21 protein-coding genes are annotated in these 21691 nt (G+C 32.2%); 12 read left to right on the top strand and 9 right to left on the bottom strand.

The window, feature by feature from the left end; genetic code table 11:
• Position 1: 1 nt before the first annotated feature.
• Positions 2 to 1216, bottom strand: coding sequence for a UDP-N-acetylglucosamine 4,6-dehydratase (locus tag SJY34_RS06810; RefSeq protein ID WP_400080441.1), 1215 nt, complete (start codon positions 1214 to 1216; stop codon positions 2 to 4).
• Between the two features lie 168 nt (positions 1217 to 1384).
• On the opposite strand from SJY34_RS06810, the gene SJY34_RS06805 reads away from it, so the two are divergent.
• The 8 genes from SJY34_RS06805 to SJY34_RS06770 all read left to right on the top strand — a co-directional run bounded on the left by SJY34_RS06805 (position 1385) and on the right by SJY34_RS06770 (position 9447).
• Positions 1385 to 2389 carry a glycosyltransferase family 52 gene (locus SJY34_RS06805; protein ID WP_400080439.1) on the top strand — a complete coding sequence of 335 codons (1005 nt, stop codon included), beginning with the start codon at positions 1385 to 1387 and terminating at the stop codon, positions 2387 to 2389.
• A 50-nt stretch (positions 2390 to 2439) separates the two neighbouring features.
• Positions 2440 to 3456 (top strand): UDP-N-acetylglucosamine 4,6-dehydratase (inverting), encoded by a 1017-nt coding sequence (pseB, locus tag SJY34_RS06800; protein ID WP_400080436.1) that lies wholly within the window; start codon positions 2440 to 2442, stop codon positions 3454 to 3456.
• Positions 3456 to 4601, top strand: a complete 1146-nt coding sequence (gene pseC, locus SJY34_RS06795) for a UDP-4-amino-4,6-dideoxy-N-acetyl-beta-L-altrosamine transaminase (RefSeq protein WP_400080433.1) — start codon at positions 3456 to 3458, stop codon at positions 4599 to 4601. Before pseB ends, pseC begins: the two co-directional genes overlap by 1 nt.
• Before the next feature lie 2 nt (positions 4602 to 4603).
• Positions 4604 to 5263, top strand: a complete 660-nt coding sequence (gene pseF / locus SJY34_RS06790) for a pseudaminic acid cytidylyltransferase (protein ID WP_400080430.1) — start codon at positions 4604 to 4606, stop codon at positions 5261 to 5263.
• Positions 5264 to 5293: 30 nt separating this feature from the next.
• Positions 5294 to 6760 carry a UDP-2,4-diacetamido-2,4,6-trideoxy-beta-L-altropyranose hydrolase gene (gene pseG, locus SJY34_RS06785; protein ID WP_400080427.1) on the top strand — a complete coding sequence of 489 codons (1467 nt, stop codon included), beginning with the start codon at positions 5294 to 5296 and terminating at the stop codon, positions 6758 to 6760.
• Positions 6744 to 7775 carry a pseudaminic acid synthase gene (gene pseI / locus SJY34_RS06780; protein WP_400080424.1) on the top strand — a complete coding sequence of 344 codons (1032 nt, stop codon included), beginning with the start codon at positions 6744 to 6746 and terminating at the stop codon, positions 7773 to 7775. Before pseG ends, pseI begins: the two co-directional genes overlap by 17 nt.
• Before the next feature lie 111 nt (positions 7776 to 7886).
• Positions 7887 to 8684 (top strand): glycosyltransferase family 2 protein, encoded by a 798-nt coding sequence (locus SJY34_RS06775; protein ID WP_400080421.1) that lies wholly within the window; start codon positions 7887 to 7889, stop codon positions 8682 to 8684.
• Positions 8677 to 9447, top strand: coding sequence for a lipopolysaccharide kinase InaA family protein (locus tag SJY34_RS06770; RefSeq protein WP_400080418.1), 771 nt, complete (start codon positions 8677 to 8679; stop codon positions 9445 to 9447). The genes SJY34_RS06775 and SJY34_RS06770 overlap by 8 nt, the downstream gene beginning before the upstream one ends.
• Here the strand turns inward: SJY34_RS06770 and SJY34_RS06765 are convergent.
• The 3 genes from SJY34_RS06765 to SJY34_RS06755 form a co-directional block, all read right to left on the bottom strand.
• A complete protein-coding gene (locus tag SJY34_RS06765) occupies positions 9444 to 10217 on the bottom strand; it encodes a glycosyltransferase family 2 protein (RefSeq protein WP_400080415.1) in 774 nt (257 codons plus the stop codon). The genes SJY34_RS06770 and SJY34_RS06765 overlap by 4 nt on opposite strands.
• Before the next feature lie 64 nt (positions 10218 to 10281).
• Positions 10282 to 11364, bottom strand: coding sequence for a glycosyltransferase family 9 protein (locus SJY34_RS06760; protein ID WP_400080412.1), 1083 nt, complete (start codon positions 11362 to 11364; stop codon positions 10282 to 10284).
• A gap of 16 nt (positions 11365 to 11380) precedes the next feature.
• Entirely contained in the window at positions 11381 to 12196 is an 816-nt protein-coding gene (locus SJY34_RS06755; protein WP_400080410.1) for a 2,3,4,5-tetrahydropyridine-2,6-dicarboxylate N-succinyltransferase, read from the bottom strand.
• A 522-nt stretch (positions 12197 to 12718) separates the two neighbouring features.
• On the opposite strand from SJY34_RS06755, the gene ruvX reads away from it, so the two are divergent.
• The 4 genes from ruvX to mazG are packed head-to-tail and all read left to right on the top strand — an operon-like array spanning position 12719 to position 14975.
• Positions 12719 to 13132 carry a Holliday junction resolvase RuvX gene (gene ruvX, locus SJY34_RS06750; protein ID WP_400080407.1) on the top strand — a complete coding sequence of 138 codons (414 nt, stop codon included), beginning with the start codon at positions 12719 to 12721 and terminating at the stop codon, positions 13130 to 13132.
• A gap of 38 nt (positions 13133 to 13170) precedes the next feature.
• Positions 13171 to 13761: a peptide deformylase gene (def, locus tag SJY34_RS06745; protein ID WP_400080404.1), complete on the top strand. Its 591-nt coding sequence runs from the start codon at positions 13171 to 13173 to the stop codon at positions 13759 to 13761.
• A 10-nt stretch (positions 13762 to 13771) separates the two neighbouring features.
• Positions 13772 to 14200 carry a DUF5606 domain-containing protein gene (locus SJY34_RS06740; RefSeq protein WP_400080401.1) on the top strand — a complete coding sequence of 143 codons (429 nt, stop codon included), beginning with the start codon at positions 13772 to 13774 and terminating at the stop codon, positions 14198 to 14200.
• Position 14201: 1 nt separating this feature from the next.
• Complete coding sequence (gene mazG, locus SJY34_RS06735; protein ID WP_400080398.1) at positions 14202 to 14975, top strand: nucleoside triphosphate pyrophosphohydrolase; 774 nt, start codon at positions 14202 to 14204, stop codon at positions 14973 to 14975.
• A 324-nt stretch (positions 14976 to 15299) separates the two neighbouring features.
• Here mazG and SJY34_RS06730 read toward each other — a convergent pair whose 3' ends face one another.
• From SJY34_RS06730 to SJY34_RS06710, 5 genes are all read right to left on the bottom strand, one after another.
• Positions 15300 to 17339, bottom strand: coding sequence for a DUF349 domain-containing protein (locus tag SJY34_RS06730; protein WP_400080396.1), 2040 nt, complete (start codon positions 17337 to 17339; stop codon positions 15300 to 15302).
• 93 nt (positions 17340 to 17432) lie between these two features.
• Complete coding sequence (locus SJY34_RS06725; protein ID WP_400080393.1) at positions 17433 to 18194, bottom strand: shikimate dehydrogenase family protein; 762 nt, start codon at positions 18192 to 18194, stop codon at positions 17433 to 17435.
• Positions 18163 to 19182 (bottom strand): DUF368 domain-containing protein, encoded by a 1020-nt coding sequence (locus SJY34_RS06720; protein ID WP_400080390.1) that lies wholly within the window; start codon positions 19180 to 19182, stop codon positions 18163 to 18165. Before SJY34_RS06720 ends, SJY34_RS06725 begins: the two co-directional genes overlap by 32 nt.
• Positions 19182 to 20150, bottom strand: a complete 969-nt coding sequence (locus tag SJY34_RS06715) for a DUF368 domain-containing protein (protein ID WP_400080388.1) — start codon at positions 20148 to 20150, stop codon at positions 19182 to 19184. Before SJY34_RS06715 ends, SJY34_RS06720 begins: the two co-directional genes overlap by 1 nt.
• 37 nt (positions 20151 to 20187) lie before the next feature.
• Positions 20188 to 21594 (bottom strand): tetratricopeptide repeat protein, encoded by a 1407-nt coding sequence (locus SJY34_RS06710; RefSeq protein ID WP_400080386.1) that lies wholly within the window; start codon positions 21592 to 21594, stop codon positions 20188 to 20190.
• Between the last annotated feature and the right edge of the window lie 97 nt (positions 21595 to 21691).

Genomic DNA, 21691 nt, shown 5'->3' with positions numbered 1-21691 from the left:
GTTACATTTTATGGTCTAGGTTTTTACCTGTTTCTCTGTGGTTAAAGTTTGGTAATATTTTATGAAATAAATTGACAATATCTTCCTTTGACCAAGTTTTTTTCGCTTTTAGTTGCTCTAAAGACTCAGAAAATAAGCTGAGTTTGTCTTCAATATCTGGTTTTATCTCATTTTTAATGATTCCAATGCTATTAAAGTATTCCATATCCGATTTTTCATTTTCTGTATAAAACGCTTCAAAATCCTTTTCTCCAGTGGTATCGGTTTTAGTAAATAAACAAGGCCATTTACTTGTTTGAGGCAGCGTTTTAGCTAATGCTCTTGCATCATCTTCATTATCGCATAAATGAGGTTCATAACCTAAAGCTGCAACATATTTTAAGGCAATATCAGCAAAACTAATAAGGTTAAGATCGTTGTTAAGTTTTGGAAAAAAAATATCTCGATTTTCGCCAAAAATACAAGACATTAAACATAGTTGACCAGATTCTTGAGGTGTAATAAAATATCTTTTAATATCACTTGGAGCAACAATTGGTTGTCTTTTTTTTATGCGTTGTTCAAAGCTATGTAACAATGAACCATCAGAAAACGCGACATTAGCAAAGCGTGCAGTAGAAATATTGATGTCCTTACTTTTTTGCACTAAAAATAGTTCCATAATACGTTTAGATGCTCCCATCATATTCACAGGATCAGTGGCTTTGTCTGTAGAAACACAAAAGTATTTTTTTACGCTTTTATCAATGGATTGCTGAATAGTTTTTTCGGTATTAAAAATATTGACATCAATCATTCGCATCAATGTAAATGCATCTTTTTCGCTTCGTACATGTTTTAATGCTGAAAGATTAAGCACATAATCATAATTTCCATCTGAAGCAATAAATGCATCATATTCTAAGGAACCAATATCTAATGCAAAAGTTTTAAAATCACCATTAATATAACCAAATGAACTTCTTATGTCTCTTACTAATTCTGCTAAATTATTTTCACTAATATCAACGATGTGAAGTTTTAGAGGATTACGCTTAAAAATTTCTTTTGTTACAGCTTGTCCTATAGTTCCAGCACCTCCTAGCACTAAGAATTTTGAAGATGAAATAATTTTTTCCAGTTTATGCCTATAAGCGTCTATTTCAGATGTAAACAAGTTGCTTTTTCTTCCAATAAGATTTAAGATATTTCGATTTAAGTCTTGTTTATGATTCATAAAATAATTAAAACTACAGAGATCTTATATTATTAAAAAGCATAAAAAAGTTCTGTATTTTCAACTCAAATATACGATATGCAGTTAATGTTTTAAAATAACAACAGTATTTCTTTGACGTATCTTTATAATAGTAATAAGAATGGTATTTTTGTTTAAAATAGACCCATGAACCAAGTTTATGTTATTGATTCTGTGTATCACATTTATGTGACTATATTGTTATCTTATAAAAATATTAAGGAGGATAAAAAAACCTTACTTGTTATTAATGTAGAAGGCACAAAAGGTATAGGAATGTATGCTGAACCTTTAAGATCATTAAGGACTTTTGAAGATGTTATATGTTTTAAAGGAAGCTCTCCTGTTGAGGATTTGAAGAAAAATACTAGTAAGTATAATTCCATATTTAAAAGGTCTAAAACACTTAAAACTTTATTTGAAAAGAAAAACCCACATATTTTAGATTACCATAATTATATTTTGAATTCTGAAATAAATCTATTTCACATAATTATGCCAAAGGCTTATTTTTTAATTAAATATCCTAAGAATAAGTTTAGGATGATTGAAGAAGGTATTGGTACCTACACAAAAAAGCCACGCCATATAAGACGTTTAAAAAGGCAGCTTTTAGGTTTTCCTAAACTAATGGGCTACGATAAACAGGTTAAAGAAATACTAGTCCAAGAGCCATCTAAGATGGTAGACCCTATTTTGCGTGCCAAATCTTTAAAGTTAGATTTAATATTATTGTTGAATAACTTATCAGAGACAGATAAAAAAGATATTGGAAGATGTTTTAACTTAGAGGCTTTAGATGTTTATTCTAAAAAGAAAAAGGCAGTAATATTAACCCAGCCGCTCATTCAATCAGGTTTCAAGGTTACGCCAGAAGAAATGATAGCCATTTATTCAAAAATGATAACGGATGTACAGGCTAAAGACATGGAGGTGTACTTAAAATTACATCCGCGAGAAGAAATTGATTATGAAGTCGTTTTTAAAGATGCCAACATTAAAATATTACCTAAAATATTACCAATTGAAGTCTTAAATATGGACAGCTCAATTTATTTTGACGAAGCACATACCATATGTTCAGGAGCCATAGATAATTTAAAAAATGTAGGCTATAGAAATAATTTGGGAATTGATTATTTAAAGAAATAATTAATATCTTAAACAGCTTAAATAATAACAATGTATATATACCAATTATAATGCTAGATTTAAATAACAAATCAATACTTATAACCGGAGGAACAGGATCCTTTGGTAAAGCTTTTACCAGAATTATTTTAAGCCGATATCCAAATGTAAGACGCTTGGTGATTTTATCGAGAGATGAGCAAAAGCACTTCCAAATGGGAATGGATTATCCTGAAAAGGATTATCCGGCCATACGATATTTTGTAGGAGATGTTAGAGACAAAAATAGACTCTTAAGAGCTTTTGAAGGTGTGGATGTAGTTATACATGCAGCAGCAATGAAACATGTACATATTGCGGAATACAACCCAATGGAATGTGTAAAAACTAATATTCTTGGTGCAGAAAATGTAATAAATGCGGCCTTATCTTGTGGTGTTAAAGATGTCGTTGCTTTATCTACAGATAAAGCTGCTGCTCCAATCAACCTTTATGGAGCGACAAAGTTGGCTTCAGATAAATTATTTGTGGCCGCTAATAATATAAGAGGTAATAGAGATGTGAAGTTTTCTGTGGTTCGTTATGGTAATGTAATGGGTTCTAATGGTTCGGTAATGCCATTTTTTATGAATAAAAAGAGAGAAGGTGTTATACCAATTACAGACCCAAGAATGACACGTTTTAATATTTCTCTAGATGATGGTGTCGAAATGGTAATGAATGCTCTAGAAAGTGCTTGGGGAGGTGAGATTTTTGTTCCTAAAATTCCGTCCTATAAGATTACTGATGTGGCAGAAGCTATTGCACCAGAATGTAAACAAGAAATAGTTGGAATACGAGCTGGAGAGAAGCTCCATGAAGAAATGATTACAGCTTCAGATTCTTTAAATACTTGGGATTTAGGAAAATATTATGCGATTCTTCCGCAAAAACCAAATTTCGATTTAGAAGATTATGTAAAAAAGTTTAATGCTAAGCGCGTACCAGATGGGTTTAGTTACGACTCTGGTAAAAATACAGAGTGGGAAACTATAGCATCATTGCGAGAGCAAATTAAAATTCATGTGGATCCAAATTTTTCAATCTAATGAAAGCAATACCATACGGAAGACAGCATATAGACCAAGACGATATAGATGCCGTTGTTACTACATTACAAGCAGATTTTTTAACCCAAGGGCCAAAAGTAAAGGAATTTGAAGACGCTTTTGCAAACTACGTTGGCTCAAAATATGCGGTTGCTGTAACTAATGCAACAGCAGGACTACATATTGCAGTGATGTCTTTAAATTTAGAAAAAGGGGATCGAGTTATCACAACACCAATTACCTTTGCAGCTTCTGCCAATTGTGTTAGATATGCAGGTGGTGAAGTGTGGTTCGCAGATATCGATCCAGATACTTATATTTTAAGTTTGGCCAGCACAAAAGCACTCATAGAAAGTAAACCCAAAGGCTATTTTAAAGGTATAATACCTGTAGATTTTGCAGGTTTACCAGTAGATTTAGAAGCCTTTAGAAGCTTAGCAGATGCTCATGACTTGTGGATAATAGAGGATGCATGCCACGCTCCAGGAGGCTATTTTATAGATTCTAAAGGAGATAAACAAATGTGTGGAAATGGAAGTTTAGCAGATATAAGTGTCTTTTCATTTCACCCTGTAAAGCATATTGCGTGTGGAGAAGGAGGTATGCTTACAACTAATTCTAAAGAGTTATACGATAAATTGTCAGTGTTAAGAACACATGGAATTACCAAAGATAATATGAGTGAAAATCATGGTGGTTGGTTTTACGAAATGCAATCGCTTGGTTTTAATTACAGATTAACAGATATTCAGTCTGCTTTAGGTATTACACAGCTTACAAAAAATAGCAAAGGTGTTGAACGCAGAAATGAAATTGCTAAACGTTACAAAGATGCATTTGGTACTAAAGTTAAATATCAAGCACTACCAGAGAATAGTTATAATGCTCATCATTTATTTATAATTGAAGTCAAAGATAGAAAAGCACTCTATGTGGCTTTAAGAGAAAAACACATCTTTGCTCAGATACATTATATCCCAGTGCATACATTGCCTTATTATAAAGAAATAGGGTATGAGGGAGCTGACCTAGTTAATGCTGAAATGTATTATGAACAGTGCATTAGTTTACCAATGTACCCTACATTAACGAATGACGAACAAGATTTTGTTATAGCATCGGTTTTAAATTTTGTTGAAAATTAATAATGTCTAGAATAGCAATCATACCAGCTAGAGGAGGAAGTAAGCGTATTCCTAAAAAAAATATAAAATCTTTTTTAGGAAAGCCTATTATAGCTTATAGTATTGAAGCTGCTTTGGCCTCAAACCTATTTGATGAGGTTATGGTTTCTACAGATTCTGAGGAGATTGCTGAGATTGCTAAAAGTTATGGAGCAAAAGTACCTTTTTTTAGGTCAGATAAAAATGCAGATGACTATGCCACTTTAGTAGATGTTTTATTAGAGGTGTTAAGTAGTTACAAAGCCGATGGATATTCCTTTGATTATGTTTGCTGTATTTTACCGACAGCACCTTTTGTGTCTAAAGAAAAGCTTCAAGAAGGTTATAAAACTATAATTGATAATGATTTTGACAGTGTGTTTCCCGTGTTAGAATTTGCATATCCAATTCAACGCGCATTACAAATTCAAAATGATAAAGTAAGTATGGTTTGGGACACCCATGAGAAAACGCGTTCTCAAGATTTAGAAAAGCGCTTTCATGATTCAGGGCAATTTTATTGGTCCAAAACAGCGAGTTTATTAAAAGATAAAAAACTATTTACTAAAAACTCTGGTGCTTCTGATTATTTCAGAATTAGAAGCTCAAGATATAGATACGGAAACCGATTGGAAGCTTGCTGAACTAAAGTATAAATTACTGCTAGAAACACAATGAGAACACTAATTTGTAGGGCTGACGGTAATGCTTCAACTGGTTTAGGTCACTTGTACAGAATGTTTGCATTGTACGAAATATACAAGGAAGCCTATAACGTGTGTTTTGTAACTAGAGAAACTTCCGAAGTTAAAGTCATACCTGAATCTTACAACATACTTTTAATACCTAGCGCTATATCGTTACTTGAAGAGGTAGTATGGTTATCTCATCATTTTAACTCAGAAACGGATACCGTTATTGCAGATGGCTATCAGTTTATAGGTGATTATCAAAAGCAATTGGTTGATGCTGGATTTTATCTAATGTATATAGATGACTTAGTAACTGAAAAACTATATGCTAATAGTATTGTTAATCATGCTCAAAAACTAAATAGAACTTTATTTAATGCACCACAAGGTTCGAATTTTTATTTAGGAACAAAATACGCCATTTTAAGACCCATGTTTTTGGAGGCTGCAAAAACAAAACGAAATATTGAATCTATAAATACTGTTTTTGTTTGCTTTGGTGGCGCCGATGCTCTGGACCTAACATCGAAAGCTGTTGAAGCACTTTTACAATTTGACCGCATAATTCAAATACATGTTGTGCTTGGTGGAGCTTATAAGCATGCCAGTATTTTCAAAATAGCTAAAGAAAATAGAAAAGTACAGATTCATCAAAATCTTAATGAGTTAGATTTAATAACCATAATGCAACAATGTAATTTTGCAATTGTGCCTTCAAGTACAATTTTATATGAAATATGTTGTGTTAAGATGCCAGTATTATCAGGTTATTTTGTTGAAAATCAAAAGAATATTTATCACGCTTTTAAAGAAGACGAGGTCATTTATCCAGGAAATGATTTTTCAAAATATGGAGTAAATGACTTTAGGGAAGCTATAGAGACTATTCTAGATAAAGAGGATCACAATGCTATTATAACAAACCAATCTAAGTTATTTGATGGTAAAATTACAGACCGTTTTTTACATTTGATGCTTTCAATAAAACTTCGAAATGCAACCATTGAAGATTCTAAATTAATTTTCGATTGGTCTAATGATGACCTAGTTCGACAAAATTCTTTTAACTCAGAAAAATTAGTTTTGAGCAATCATAATATATGGTATACTGAAAAACTTAAAGATAAAAGTTGTATGTTCTTAGTGGCTCTAGTCGAAGACGAAGCAGCGGGATTAGTTCGCTTTACGATTGGCGAAACGCATACTGTAGTCGGTATTACTATTTCAAAATATTTTAGAGGAAAACAGTTGGCTTCAAGATTTTTAACAGCCGCTGCCAAGGACTATTTTAAAACAAATACATTACCTATTTTTGCATATATAAAGAAGGATAATATAGCATCCATAAAATCGTTTCAAAATGCCGGTTATGTATTCTTGAGAGAAACCAAAGTAAAAGGGCACGACAGTGCAATATATCAGTTACAGAGAGATGAATCAAACACCTAAACAGTCGTGCTTTATTATTGCAGAATTATCTGCAAACCACCAAGGTGATATCAACGTTGCTATTGAGACCATTCGAGCAGCAAAACGAGCAGGTGCAGATGCGGTTAAATTACAGACTTATACGGCAGATACTATTACTTTAGATGTAAAGAACAAGTATTTTAAGATTGACCAAGGTACGGTATGGGACGGTCGTTATCTGCACGACCTTTATAAAGAAGCCTTTACACCTTGGGAATGGCACAAGCAATTATTCGATATTGCGAAAGAAGAAGGACTCGTCTGTTTTTCATCACCTTTCGATTTTACAGCTGTAGATTTTTTAGAAACTTTAGAAACTCCAATTTATAAGATAGCATCGTTTGAAATTACAGATATCCCTTTAATAGAATATGTTGCTAAAAAAGGGAAGCCTATTATAATTTCAACAGGTATTGCAACTATAGAAGATATTGAACTGGCTATAAAAACATGCAAAGAAGCAGGTAATGATGACATCACTATTTTAAAATGTACATCTCAATATCCAGCGAAAATAGAGGATGCTAATTTATTAACTATACCAGATATTGCATCTCGATTTAATGTAAAAGTAGGCTTGTCCGATCACACTTTGGGTATAACTGCACCAGTAGTTGCAGTAACATTAGGTGCTGCTGTGATTGAGAAACATATAATTTTAGATAAATCTATAGGTGGACCAGATGCTCATTTTTCTCTCGACGAAGGTGAGTTTAAGTCTATGGTGAAAGCCGTTAGAAATGCTGAAAAAAGCTTTGGAACGATAGATTATGAGTTAACTGAAGCAAAACAGAATAGTCGTGCGTTTTCTAGATCTTTATTCGTCGTCGAAGATGTCAAAGAAGGTGATATTATTTCTAGCGAAAATGTACGCTCTATCCGTCCAGGTTTTGGGTTGCATCCAAAGCATTTAAAAAGTATTTTAGGTAAAACTTTTTTAAGAAATATAGACAAGGGTGAGCCTTTAAACTTTGATATGATTCAAGATTCCTAAAGATTTATATAAAAGAAGCTACAGCAATAAATAAATTATATATAATCATTTTGGATGAAAATTTGATTGTAAAAATATGGTTACTTTTGCTTTAAATGATAGGATTAAAACATGAATATATCCACGACTCTAGTCTTACCAACATATAATTGGCCTCAAGCTTTAGAACTAGTTCTTTTAAGTATAAAAAAACAAACAAAATTGCCAGACGAGGTCATTATAGCTGATGATGGTTCTAAGAAAGAAACACAATTTTTGATTGAAAAATTTCAAAATAATTTTCCGACTCCACTAAAGCATGTATGGCATGAGGATACAGGTTCTAAAAAAGAGGTTATTTTGAATAAGGCTATTGCAAAAGCTAAAGGTGATTACATTATTCAAATAGATGGAGATTGTATTGTTCATAAAAGATTTGTTGAAGATCATATTTCTGCAATAGAAAAAAACATGTACTTGTTTGGGTCTAGGGTTAATATTAAGGAGCATGTTGTAAGTGACATATTTAAGAATAAGAAAATAGAATTTTCATTTTTTTCTAAAGGTTTAAAAAAGAGACCACGTGGATTATATATTCCCTTTTTAGCGAAAAGATATAAACCACAGCCAATGATGTCTAAGAAATTAAGAGGTTGTAATTTATCGTATTGGAAAAAAGATTTTATAGCTGTTAACGGTTATAATGAAGATTTAATTGGTTGGGGTAGAGATGACACTGAGCTCATTCTTAGGATGGTACATAACAAAGTTTATGGAAAGCGTTTAAAGTTCAGAGGTATTGTTTATCATATATGGCATAAAGTAGCTTCCAGAGATGGACTAAATGAGAATCATAAAATTGCAATGGAAACAATAAGGAAAAAACGAGTTTGGTGTAATAATGGTATTGACAAATACTTGAATGATTAAGGTTAAAGAAATACATAATAGCTTTAAGCAACACGAAACGTTTTTAGATGATATCATTACCAATTTTGATACAAAAGGGGAAGATTTTGGCAATCAGGACAGAAATTCTTTAAAATTGTTTAAGCTCGAAGACAGAACACTCAATGTTAAGTCTTTTAGAATTCCAAATATTATAAATCAGGTTGCCTATCGCTTTTTTAGAAAGAGTAAGGCACAGCGCTCTTTTGAATATGCAATAAAACTTCAAGGTTTAGATATTGGAACTCCTTATCCTGTTGCTTATTACGAATATAAATCGGCGTTTCTATTCAATAAGAGCTATTATATTTCAAAACAATTGGAGTGCGACTTAACTTATAGAGAACTTACTACAGATTTAAGCTATCCTAATCATGACGTAATTTTAAGAGCTTTTACAAGATTTACTTATATGCTCCATGAAAAGCAAGTGAAATTTTTGGATCATTCTCCAGGAAATACGCTGATTAAGAAAGTTAATGGTAACTATGAATTTTATTTGGTGGATTTAAACCGAATGGAGTTTAAGAATATGGATTTAAACGAGCGTATTAAGAACTTCGCCAAGTTAACCATTCATAAATCTATGATTAAAACTATGAGTGACGAATACGCTAAGTGCTGTAATGAGTCATCTGAAAAAGTATTTGATTTAATGTGGCAGCATACACAAGATTTTCAGCAGCGTTATTGGAGACGACGTCGATTAAAAAACAAACTTAAGTTTTGGAAGAAAAAATCTTAGTTCTTGGTTTTGTAAAGTTCACGCAACTTAGAATATTTTAAAAATGTAAGATGACCTGTTTGATAACAAATCATAAAACCATTAAAGCCATCTAAGAAACCAAGTCTAAGAAAGTAAGCTTTAAAAAATGCCCAAAAAGGATTCCAAATAATCTTAAAGAGTGGAGCTTTTTTACCAAGTTTATAGTATGAATCTGCTGAAATCGATGAAAACTTTTCCATTTTTAAATTAAATTCAGAATACGACTGGTAAGTCAGGTGTAAAATATCTCCTATCAGTTTTCCCGCTTTTGTCGCATGCTCTGCTAGCTTAATTTCGTCGTGAGGATTAATACCTTTCCATTCCCCTTTTCTACGGTCAAAAACACGTAATTTTTTATTCGGATACCAATCAGAATGCCTTATCCACTGACCACAAAAATTATTTAATCTATTACAATAATAACCATCGTATTGCCAATTATTTTTTAATTTTAAAATAGATTTTTGAAGTTCTTCTGATAATGATTCATCACCATCTAGTGAAACTATATAGTCATATTTCGCTTGGGACAGTGCAAAATTTTTCTGTTCAATGTAACCTAAAAATTCTTGCTCGATAACCGTTGCATTATAGCTTTCACAAATACGTTTAGTATTATCAGTGGAGTAGGAGTCCACAACTATAATTTCGTCCACTACATCAATAAGTGATTTTATACATGTTTCAATATAGCGTTCTTCGTTATAGGTAATTATAACTCCAGAGTATTTTATCATTCCTAAACTCATTGTTTGGTAAAAATAGCATTTTTGAAGTTATACCTAAAGCGATTCAATAGCTATCAATTTTATATTAAGATGAAGTAGAATTATTTAAACGCTTTAAAAAATCGATTAAATCGGTTTCAAAATATGAAGGCTTAAACTTAGTATATAAAGCGTGAGATTTAGATTTTAATGCTTTGAATTTCTTTATACTGCGATAATGAGCTTCGTCATAATCTTTAAGGTGCACAGAGACATGCCTTATACCATCATCAAAAATATTCCAAACTTCTTTTTGAATCCAAGGCGAAAAAATTGTAAATGTAGGTATGTCTATTGCTTTTGCCATATTTATAGCTCCACCTTCATTACCAATTAAAGCATCACAAAAAGATGTGATAGCTAAGAAATCTCGCAGACTTTTACCAAATACGTCGAAATGAATTTGTTGTTGAGTTTGTTCATTACATAGGTTGAATATTGCCTTAGCATCATCTATTTGATTCGGTATGTAATTAAATAAAACCTGACCTTTGGGTTGTTGTTCAATAATGCGGTCAATAATATGTGCCATAAACTCAAAAGGATACGTTTTAGCGCTACCACTGCCTAGAACACCTATCATGTATAGTGGTTTAGAAATTTCAATACCATTAGTTTCTAGAAACCTTTTCGCTTCAACTTTTTCAGTATCTGTTAGGTATATTTTGGGTTTAATAATTTCGGAAGTATTAACACCTAAGGGTTCTAAATGTAATAATCGATTTTCAATGGCTAGTCCTGCATTAGTATTAGAAACATCTTTTTCTTCTATAAGATGAGTGTATATAAAAGAGGTGTACCATTTGTATTTAGATATTTTTGTTTGAGCTGCAGAAATATAGGAAATTATATTACTAGATAATTTTGAATAGACATCAACTACAATATCAAATTTCTCTTTTTTAAGTTGCTTTGCAAATATGTAAAGTTGACGTTTGCTTTTTTCGTGCTGTGGAGTAAAAAAGTGAAATTGATCTACAAAAGGATTGTGCTCAACAACTGGATAAGTATGAGAGTTAATAACATAGTGCAACTCTGCATCGGGATATTTTAGTTTAATAGCTTCAAACAAAATGCTCGAAGTTAAAACATCACCTATCATTTTTTGTTGAATGATTAATATTTTCAAGGTTTTAAAAATAATATTAAACCGCTACATCATACTCACGTAAAGCATCATTTAATGATGTTTTCTTATCTGTACTTTCTTTACGCTTTCCTATTATTAAAGCACAAGGAACTTGAAATTCGCCAGCTTTGAATTTTTTAGTATAACTTCCTGGAATTACTACAGAACGTGCAGGAACGACTCCTTTTGTTTCAACAGGTTCATCACCAGTAACATCAATTATTTTTGTACTCATAGTCAATACAACATTAGCTCCTAAAACAGCTTCTTTTTCTACTCTGACTCCTTCAACAACAATACAACGACTGCCAATAAAAGCTCCATCTTCGATTATTACTGGAGACGCTTGTAAAGGTTCTAAAACACCACCAATACCGACACCTCCAGAAAGATGCACGTTTTTGCCTATTTGCGCACAGCTACCAACTGTTGCCCAAGTATCTACCATAGTACCTTCATCTACATAAGCACCAATATTTACATAACTTGGCATTAAAATAGTACCAGAAGAAATATACGCTCCATGTCTTGCAACTGCATGAGGGACTACTCTTATTCCTTTTGATGCATAATCACGCTTAAGTGGAATTTTATCATGATACTCAAAAATACCAACCTCAAAAGTTTCCATTTTTTGAATAGGGAAATATAACACAACGGCTTTCTTTACCCATTCATTGACTTGCCAGCCATTTTCAGTAGGTTCTGCAACTCTCAATGTACCAGCATCGATTAAGTCAATAACGTTTCTAATAGCATCGACAGTGACTGTGTTTTTTAATTGAGAACGATCTTCCCATGCATTTTCTATAACGGATTGTAATTGTTTCATGTGTTTATATTTATTGTTTTTCAAAGGTCACATGCCGTTTGCCATAAATCATTCCGATGTTTGATAATGATTTTAACATGCTCGTTTCATGTGTATGTTAACATTTATGTGCCAAAGATACTTTTATAATAATTGAAGTAAAATTCTTTTTCAAAAAAAATGTGACCTATTAAAAAAGACTGTGTCTTATATAATGATTGAATCGATGATAGTTTATTTCTAATAACTTTATCTGAGAATTTAATTAATAGCTAATTTCGAAAACTCCTCTCCCCATCGGATTGAGGAGTTTTCTCTTTTTTCAAAATTTATATTACAGATGTGACCTATTAATGTTTATTGTGTCCTATAAGTAATTAATGAGATTTACTTATTTAGAGGGTAATAGATCTTAACTTAATTAAAATTGACTACTAAGAGCGCTTCCTTTTATTGGGAAGCGTTTTTTTTGTTTATCATAATCATGGTTTTACAGTTCTTTTTCATTAATCCTAACCAACGATTAATGTATCTTTGCAAAATATGGGACGAATTTTAGCTATAGATTATGGTACAAAGCGAACAGGTATAGCCGTTACGGATGAGATGCAAATCATTGCATCTGGTCTAACAACGGTTGATACTAAAGTATTACTTATATTCTTAAGAGATTATGTGGCTACAGAAACTGTAGATAAATTTGTCGTTGGTTTACCAAAACAAATGGATAATACAGCTTCAGAAAGTGAAGATTATATTCAGAAATTCTTAGAACAATTAGCTAAAACAATTCCAGATATTCCGGTTGAACGTGTTGATGAACGTTTCACGTCCAAAATGGCATTTCAAAGCATGATTGATAGTGGGCTCAAGAAAAAACAACGTAAGAATAAAGCCTTGGTTGATGAAATTAGTGCAACGTTGATACTACAGAGTTATTTGACTTCCCAATCTTAAATAAGTATTGTATTTTTGCACTCGAAAATAAACAAAACATGATTTTACCAATCGTTGCCTATGGCGATGCTGTTCTAAAAAAGAAAGCAAAGGAAATAGATAAGGATTATCCTAAGCTAAATGAGCTTCTCGAAAATATGTACGAAACTATGTATGGTGCGTATGGTGTTGGTTTGGCTGCTCCACAAATTGGGCTGCCTATTCGTATTTTTTTAGTGGATACTGAACCTTTCTCTGACGATGAGAATCTTTCTGAAAAGGAAAGAGAACAGATGAAAAACTTCAAAAAGACGTTTATAAATGCGCAAATTTTAGAAGAAGAAGGTGATGAGTGGGCGTTTAATGAAGGCTGTTTAAGTATACCAGATGTAAGGGAGGATGTTTTTAGACAACCAAAGATTAAAATTCAATATCAAGATGAAAATTTTAAAACTCATATTGAAGAATATGATGGTTTAATCGCTAGAGTAATTCAACATGAATATGATCATATTGAAGGTGTTTTATTTACGGACAAACTATCGTCATTTAAAAAGCGTTTAATAAAAGGGAAGCTTACTAATATTTCTAAGGGTAAGATTAAAATTGATTACAAAATGCGTTTTCCTGCTATGAGCAGAAAACGTTAATACAATATATATGAGTTTAGATAAAATTTTATCCATTTCAGGAAAGCCAGGATTATACCAAATCGTTACACAGACAAGAACTGGAGCTGTTGTAGAATCTTTAATCGACAAAAAGAGAATTACTGTTGGTGCACATAGTAATATTAGTATTCTCAGTGAAATCGCGATTTACACTTTAACCGAAGAGGTACCTTTACGAGATGTTCTTAAAAAAGTAATGGAAAAAGAAGGTGGAAAACCAACAACGATTAGTCATAAAGATGGCAAAGACACTTTAGAAGAATTCTTCTTTGAAGTATTACCAGATTATGACGAAGATAGAGTATATCCATCTGATATAAAGAAGGTCGTGCAATGGTATAACTTGCTTCAAAAAAATAATCTTTTAGATGCTTTAGAAGGATCTAAAGAAGACGAAGATACTTCTGAGGAAGAATAACATGTCAGATAAAACATCGCAATTAGAGGCTTTTGAGCGCTTGTTAATTATTATGGACGAGTTGCGTGAGCAATGTCCATGGGATAAAAAGCAAACCTTAGAATCATTACGTCATTTAACGATAGAAGAAGTTTACGAACTTGGTGATGCTATTTTAGACAATGATTTAGATGAGGTTAAAAAAGAGTTGGGTGATGTATTACTTCACATTGTTTTCTATGCTAAAATAGGAAGCGAAACTAATAGTTTTGATATTGCAGATGTCTGTCATAGTATTTGCGATAAGATTGTAAATCGTCATCCACATATTTATGGAGATGTAATCGTTGAAAATGAAGAAGATGTAAAACGAAATTGGGAACAACTGAAGCTTAAAGAAGGAAAGAAAAGTGTGCTTGAAGGTGTTCCAAAAAGTTTACCTGCTATGGTAAAAGCAAACCGTATACAAGATAAAGTAGCAGGAGTTGGTTTTGATTGGGAACATCCTGAACAAGTATTTGAAAAAGTAGAGGAAGAGCTCAGTGAACTAAAAGCAGAAATAGTTAAAGGCGATAGAGATAAAATTGAAAGTGAATTCGGTGATGTACTATTCTCCATGATAAACTATGCACGCTTCCTTAAAGTTAATCCTGAGAATGCTTTAGAACGCACCAATAAAAAATTTATGAAACGCTTTCAGTATCTTGAAAGTAAAGCTGAGGATTTGAATAAATCTTTAAAAGACATGACACTTAATGAGATGGATGTGTTTTGGGAAGAGGCTAAATCATTATAACGCGCTATCATTTCTACAAAGATAGATGTCCATTTTATTATATGATTAACATTGAATCCTGTATTCGCGGGAATGATAAAAAAGCATTGCTCTTTTAAAAATAGAGTGGCAATTTGTTAAAACTTTCAAAATTTTTGTATCAAAACATCCAAAAGTTATTTCTGTACGTAAATACTGTATATAAAAACAAAAAGCGTTTTTATAATCTTAGTAGGAGATCTTAATTATTATTTTAAGCGGTTGTAATTAAGGTTAATTTAGTTTAGTTAGGGCAAAATCCATCTGTTAAGACAGATGGATTTTGATTTGGTATTATTTTATGTTTTAAGAGTACATGCCACGGACTTTAGACAATTTTTCTTTCCAAGTGTCTAATTCTTTTTTGTGATTAGCAATGTTTTTATGCACGTCTTTAACGAGCGGATTGTCAGAATCTACATTAGAGAAAAATTGTAGATTGTTCTCTAATTGTGTGATTTCAGATTGTACTTCACCTATTTTTTTACGAATAAAGTTCTGTTCATTATCCAGTAGTCTAGTATCATCAGGATTGGCGAGATTCTCTAATTTGCTATCAAATTTCACCATTTCTAACTTCGATTTATCCATTTTTAACTTATCGAAGGCATCATCAATGGCTTTGTAAAATTTTCCATCAATATAACGCTTGTTCTGTGGTACATGGCCAATATCTTTCCAATCAGAGATTTTATCTTGTAATGTTTTGATGTCTGCTTTTGGATCTTCGGTAAGTTTCAATGTTTTTAGATCGTCAAGAAGTTTTACTTTTTTATCAAATGCATCATACAAATGCTGATTTTCAGACTTGCGTTCAGCATGCATCCTATCAAAATAATGATTACATGCCGCCTTAAATTGCTTCCAGACTTTATCACTATCTCGTCTTGGTACATGACCAATTTTTTTCCAGTCGCTTTGAATTTTTTTCATTAAAGGAGTAACGGTTTTAAAATCTTCATTATCCTTATTGTCTTCAGCAATTTTAATTAATTCTTTTTTCTTGTTAAGATTTTCGTACTGATCTTTCTTTAATTCTTTATAGAATTGATTCTTACTACGATTAAAAGTCCTGACTGCTTCCTTAAATTTAGACCAAGTCGCTTCGTTAACTTTTATAGGGACTTTGCCAGCGTTAAAAAAGTCTTGACGCAATTTTTCAATAGTTTTTATTTTTTTCTGCCAAGCACTATGAGAACTTGAGCTGTCTTCGTTTACAGCATTAATCTGCGCAATAATATCTTCTTTTCTCTCGAGATTTTTTTCATGCGCTTTGTCCATGTCTGCATAATAGGCTTGGCGCTTATCGTGTATCGTTTTGGTGGCAATACTAAAACGTTCCCAAATTTCTTCTCTATGCGCTTTACCAACAGGACCAAGCTCTTCTTTCCATAGTTTGTGTAAAACTTGGAGCTCTCTAAAAGAACGATTGGTATTCTCGTCTTTGGCTAATTCTTCTGCACGTTCTATGATTTTTAATTTTTGCTCATAGTTGTGCTTAAAATCCATATCTCTCAAATCATTATTGAGATGTAAGAAATCGTAAAAACGCTCCACATGGTGATGATAAGTATTCCATGCATTATTGTACTTATCTCTTGGAATCGGACCAGCATTACGCCATTTTTCTTGTAATTCTTTAAAGTGTTTGTAGGTAGTACCCATGTTTTCTTCAACATTGAGTAAGCCCTTTATTTCTTCAATAATGGCTAATCTGTTTTCTAGATTTTGCTTAAGATTTTGTTCTCTTTCTTTGTAATAAGCATTTATAGATTGCTTATATTCTTTATAAAGAGTGTTAAATAACTTTTTAGTATCGTTTGTATAATAAAAATCTATTTCGTTTCCACCATCATTTATGAATTCTTCTTTTTTCTCATCTAGGAGTTGGCCGAATTTTGCATTAAATTCACCTTTAATTTCATTAACGTGTTTGGAAATTGTCTGAATTTTATGGTGCTTTAACAACCTGTTGAATTCCGTTACCAATTGATCCATGGTCATGACATGGTAATCTTTTTCTTCAACGGTATGGCGCTCTGCATTAGATTCATCCTCCGCGTCTTCAGCATTAGAAGCTTCTATTTCATCGACATGATCATCTTTAGTATCTTCAATTTCAGATTCACTTTCAACTTGTTTAGCTTCTTTAGTATCTTCAATTTCGCGCTCAACTTCATTGGTAGTTTCTTCAACGACTTCAGTTTCGTCAACAACTTTTTTAGGAGTTGACTCAACATCATTTTTGTTCTCTACTTTTGTAGTTTTTTCTGTGGTGATAGTAGTCTCTTTAGATTCTACTTCGCTTTTTCCATCTGCTTCTGGCAGGTTATCAATCTCAGACATGTGTCAAAATTTTTAAAATAGGTTGTTAAAGATAGTGACAAATGCTCAAATATGAATGCAAATGCGGTTATCACTTAGATTATTGTAAGAGTTTTAAGACTTATTCCAAATTTCCCAAGACTTTTCCGCTTGCAATTTCAACATTTTTAAGCCATTAATAATTGTAGCGCCTTTTTGTTCACCAGTATTCAAAAACTTAGTTTTTTCTGGATTGTATATAAGATCGAAAAGAATGTGCTTTTTTGTTATGGCACCATAAGGAATATCCGGACATTTATTTACCTTAGGAAAGGTTCCAATAGGTGTACAATTTATAATTATTGAATGCGCTAAAATAATCTCATCAGTCAACTCGGAATACAAATAGGTAACCCCTTTCTTTTTAGAACGCGAGACGTAGTTATATTCAATTTTTAGTTTTTTAAGGGCATAGGCAATAGCTTTCGACGCTCCTCCTGTGCCGAGAATTAGGGCACGCTTGTGATGTTTTTTTAAATGAGGTTCTATTGAATTTTTGAAACCGTAGAAATCGGTGTTGTAACCAATTAATTTTTTATTTGATGTAATTCTGATGGTATTTACGGCTCCAATTTTTTCGGCTTTTTTATTCAGACTATCAAGTATTGGCATAACCTCTTCTTTGTATGGAATTGTAACATTTAACCCTTTTAAATTAGAAGTGTTTTTAATAATGTCTTCAAGTTCGTCTATGGATTGTAAATCAAAATTCACATATGAATGTGGTAAATTATCATCTTTAAATTTATCAGCAAAATATCCTCTAGAGAAAGAGTAGGAGATATCTCGACCTACGAGTCCGAATTTAAACTTTGATTTGTCTTGTGCGTTGTCCATACCATTCTAATCCTAAAACTATGAGAATTCCTAGGGCAATATAAGCAATTGCTGTATAAGTTTCGCCGTTGATTTCTGGTAAATATCGTGTATAGTTTTCAATGATTTGTTTTCCAGTAGAATCTAAAACTTGGGACCCATCAACATCTGTTTTATATATAGTTTTTTTCCATGGCCAAACCACTCCTAGAGAACCAATAATAAATCCGACAATTGTCGCTAGAGTTATACTTTTATAATGCTTTAAAATGTAATTTAGAATATGCGAAAAAGTTACAAGACCAGTAACAGAGCCTAAGGTAAATACACCCAGTACTTTTAGCATTCTTACTCGTGATTCATTATAAATAAACTCAAAATCTCCACCAAAAATATCTGATATGGTATCGTATAGCGCATTTACAGAATCTATAAGAAGTAATACGTAATTGCCAAGAAGAATAAGAATAAATGAACCAGAAAAACCAGGAAGTGTCATGCCCGAAACACTAATAATGCCACAGAAAAAAACAAAAAAGAGATTGTCATTTTCAGTTGCAGGATCTAAAAAACTAATGCTAATACCTACAATTGCTCCAAGAATTAATGCAGTAATAGTTTTTCTATTCCATTCGCCGAAATCTTTGCTTATATAATAAATAGAACCTAAAATCATTCCAAAGAAAGTACTCCAAACGTATAGCTCATAATGAACGATTAGATAATCTAGGATTTTTGAGACACTAAAATAACTAACAATCATTCCTAAGAAGAGAAGCCCTAAAAACTTGCCATTAATATAGCGGTAAAAACTTTTGAATCGTCCATTGAATAAAAGTTTAAATGCTGTTTTGTTGACACGCTGAAGTGAATAAATAAACTCTTCGTAAAAGCCAGCTACAAACGCAACAACACCGCCAGAAACACCAGGAACTTTATTGGCAGCTCCCATAGCCAAACCTTTTATGATCAGAAATATTCGATCTGTAAAGGTTCTAGTGCTTTGCATTAGGCGTTGTTTTTTTGTTTCCCTAAACTTTCTAAAATAAGAATTGCTGCGAAACCAATCACAATAAAGATTATTGCCATTACAATTTGGTTATCTCCATCGTAGGATGATGGGAGAATACTTTTGTCTAAAAGCGTTACTTCTTCACCTTTAGAATCTATACGTGTTTTTAATACTTGTTTCCATGGCCAAATCTTATTAAGAGAACCAATCATAAAACCTGTTAATATGGCTAAGGTTAGATTTTTATGATGTTTGAACATCCAGTTTAGTGCCTTTGAGAATACTTTTAATCCAATTACCGCACCAATAGCAAGTAAAACGAATTTCAGAAACGCATCTTTAAAAAGGGCCATGTTTCCTGTCGTTAAGCCTTCTACAAGATTATTAATAGTATCGATTGCGATTTGATAAGCTCCTAAAATTAATAGAATAAAAGCTCCAGAAACGCCAGGTAATATCATTGCTATAATGGCAATAAATCCACAAAATAATAAGTAAAAAGGACTTTCTGGTGAAGCGAATGGTTCTGCTAATGTTATGAAATATGATAAAACAGAAGTAATTATTATTGCCAAAATGATTTTTACAGACCAACCTTTAATTTGCTTCGCAATGTATAGGATACTTGCTAAAACTAATCCAAAAAAGAACGACCAAAGCAGTATAGGCTCATTATGCAATAACCATTTGATCAATTTTGCAAGTGATAAAATACTGATTGCGATACCAGAAAATAGTGCTAATAAAAAATTGCCATTAATAGATTTCCATGCTGTTTTAAAACCTTCTTTTTTCCATACTTTAAATACACTGAGATTTATCTTATCAATACTTTCGATAAGTTCTTCATAAATGCCTGATATAAAAGCAATTGTACCACCCGAAACACCAGGTACAACATCTGCTGCTCCCATGGCAATTCCCTTAAAGCTAATGATTAAGTAATCTATAAATCGTCTGTGCATTCTTTTAAAAAATAAGAATCGCTAAGGTATGGATTTTTTAGTTGGAAGTCTTTTTAGAATCCGAAATTATAGCCTTAACCATAGGCTTATTGTCGAGATTTGGAAATAATTCTGAAATGATAAAACTATAATCAGTATTCAGTTGAACGGCATTCTTGAGATGAAAACGTCCTTCTTCTGTTTGGTGTATTGTAAAATATAAACCACCTAAGCGGTATTCAATCTCAGCATTTTCTGGATAAAATTCCGTTGCTTGAATTAAATTATATATTGCAGCTTCAAATTCGCCTAAAGAGGTTAATATATCCCCTCTTGCTATCCAAGTATCTAATTCATAATTGCCTAATTCTAGAGTACGCTTGTAACCACGTTCTGCTTCTTCAAGAAAATTTAAACGTTTATTAACTGTTGCATATAACTTCCAATAAACTACATTATCACCATCAATTGTCACTGCTTTATTTATATAATAAAGTGCCTTTTGATAATTAAGACGTTTCATGTAAAACTTAGTGATGGCAATCCAACCTCTATCAAGTAGTGCGTCTTCATCAATTGTTTTTTTTAAAAATTGAATTGCTAAATCCTCTTGACCTAATTTATCATAGCAAAATCCAATACGCAGCAGGGCAAACGATGTAGGATCATCTAAAGCCAAAGTAATTTTGTAGTTTTCTATGGCTTCCTCATACTTTTTTAATTTTTCAAGTACTTTTCCTTTTTCGATGTAAGCTCCGACAAAAGTGTCATCCGAAATAATGGCAAAATCGAACGCAGCGTTGGCTTTTGCATAATCTTTTATCGTAAAATATTGACGGCCTAATTGATGCCAAGCTACTTCGCAATACGGATTTTTGTCTAGAAATGCGTTTAGATATTCTATGGCCTCTTCATTCTTATTTAAAAAATCAAAGCAATATATAACGTTGTGTAGGGCCGAATAATCAGTCGTATCGGCCTCTAGACACTTTTTAAAGTATACAATGGCCTTGTCAAATTGATCTAAGAACAAATATTCCATACCAACTAAAGCGTATAAATCTGCATCATCTTCTGGTGTGCTAGACATGCTGATTGCAATTAATAAGGTCTCTATTGCTTTTTCATGCTCATCTTGCTTAGACAGTACATTAGCTTTTTGGATAAAAATTTCTTCGTTTGTAGGTTCTAAATCGTGAAGGGCGTCTAGAATGTCATCAGCTTCGGCAAACTTATTTTCAATTACTAATATTTCTACTTGAAAAAGTCTAAGATTTATAGATGTTGGGTGCTGTTCTAATCCTAACTTTATAGCACGCTTAGACAAGGCAATTTTTCCATTTTCAAGATAGTGATGAATGATGTTTTCAAATTCACTTGAATCGAAAAACAAAATGTCATTTGTTTTTAGCATCGATTCAAATCGGGTAAGCGGAAAATTTTCGTCTTCGTGACTATAATTCATAAGCGGTTAGAGATTCACTAGAATAAAATTAACCTTATCGTTTACATTACATAGATTTTTGATTTATTGTTTTTAACAAAATAATTAACATTAAAAT

The sequence above is a fragment of the Winogradskyella sp. R77965 genome, from assembly GCF_044594915.1.
Taxonomy (GTDB): Bacteria; Bacteroidota; Bacteroidia; order Flavobacteriales; family Flavobacteriaceae; genus Winogradskyella.
This window is presented reverse-complemented; position numbering and strand designations above follow the sequence as displayed.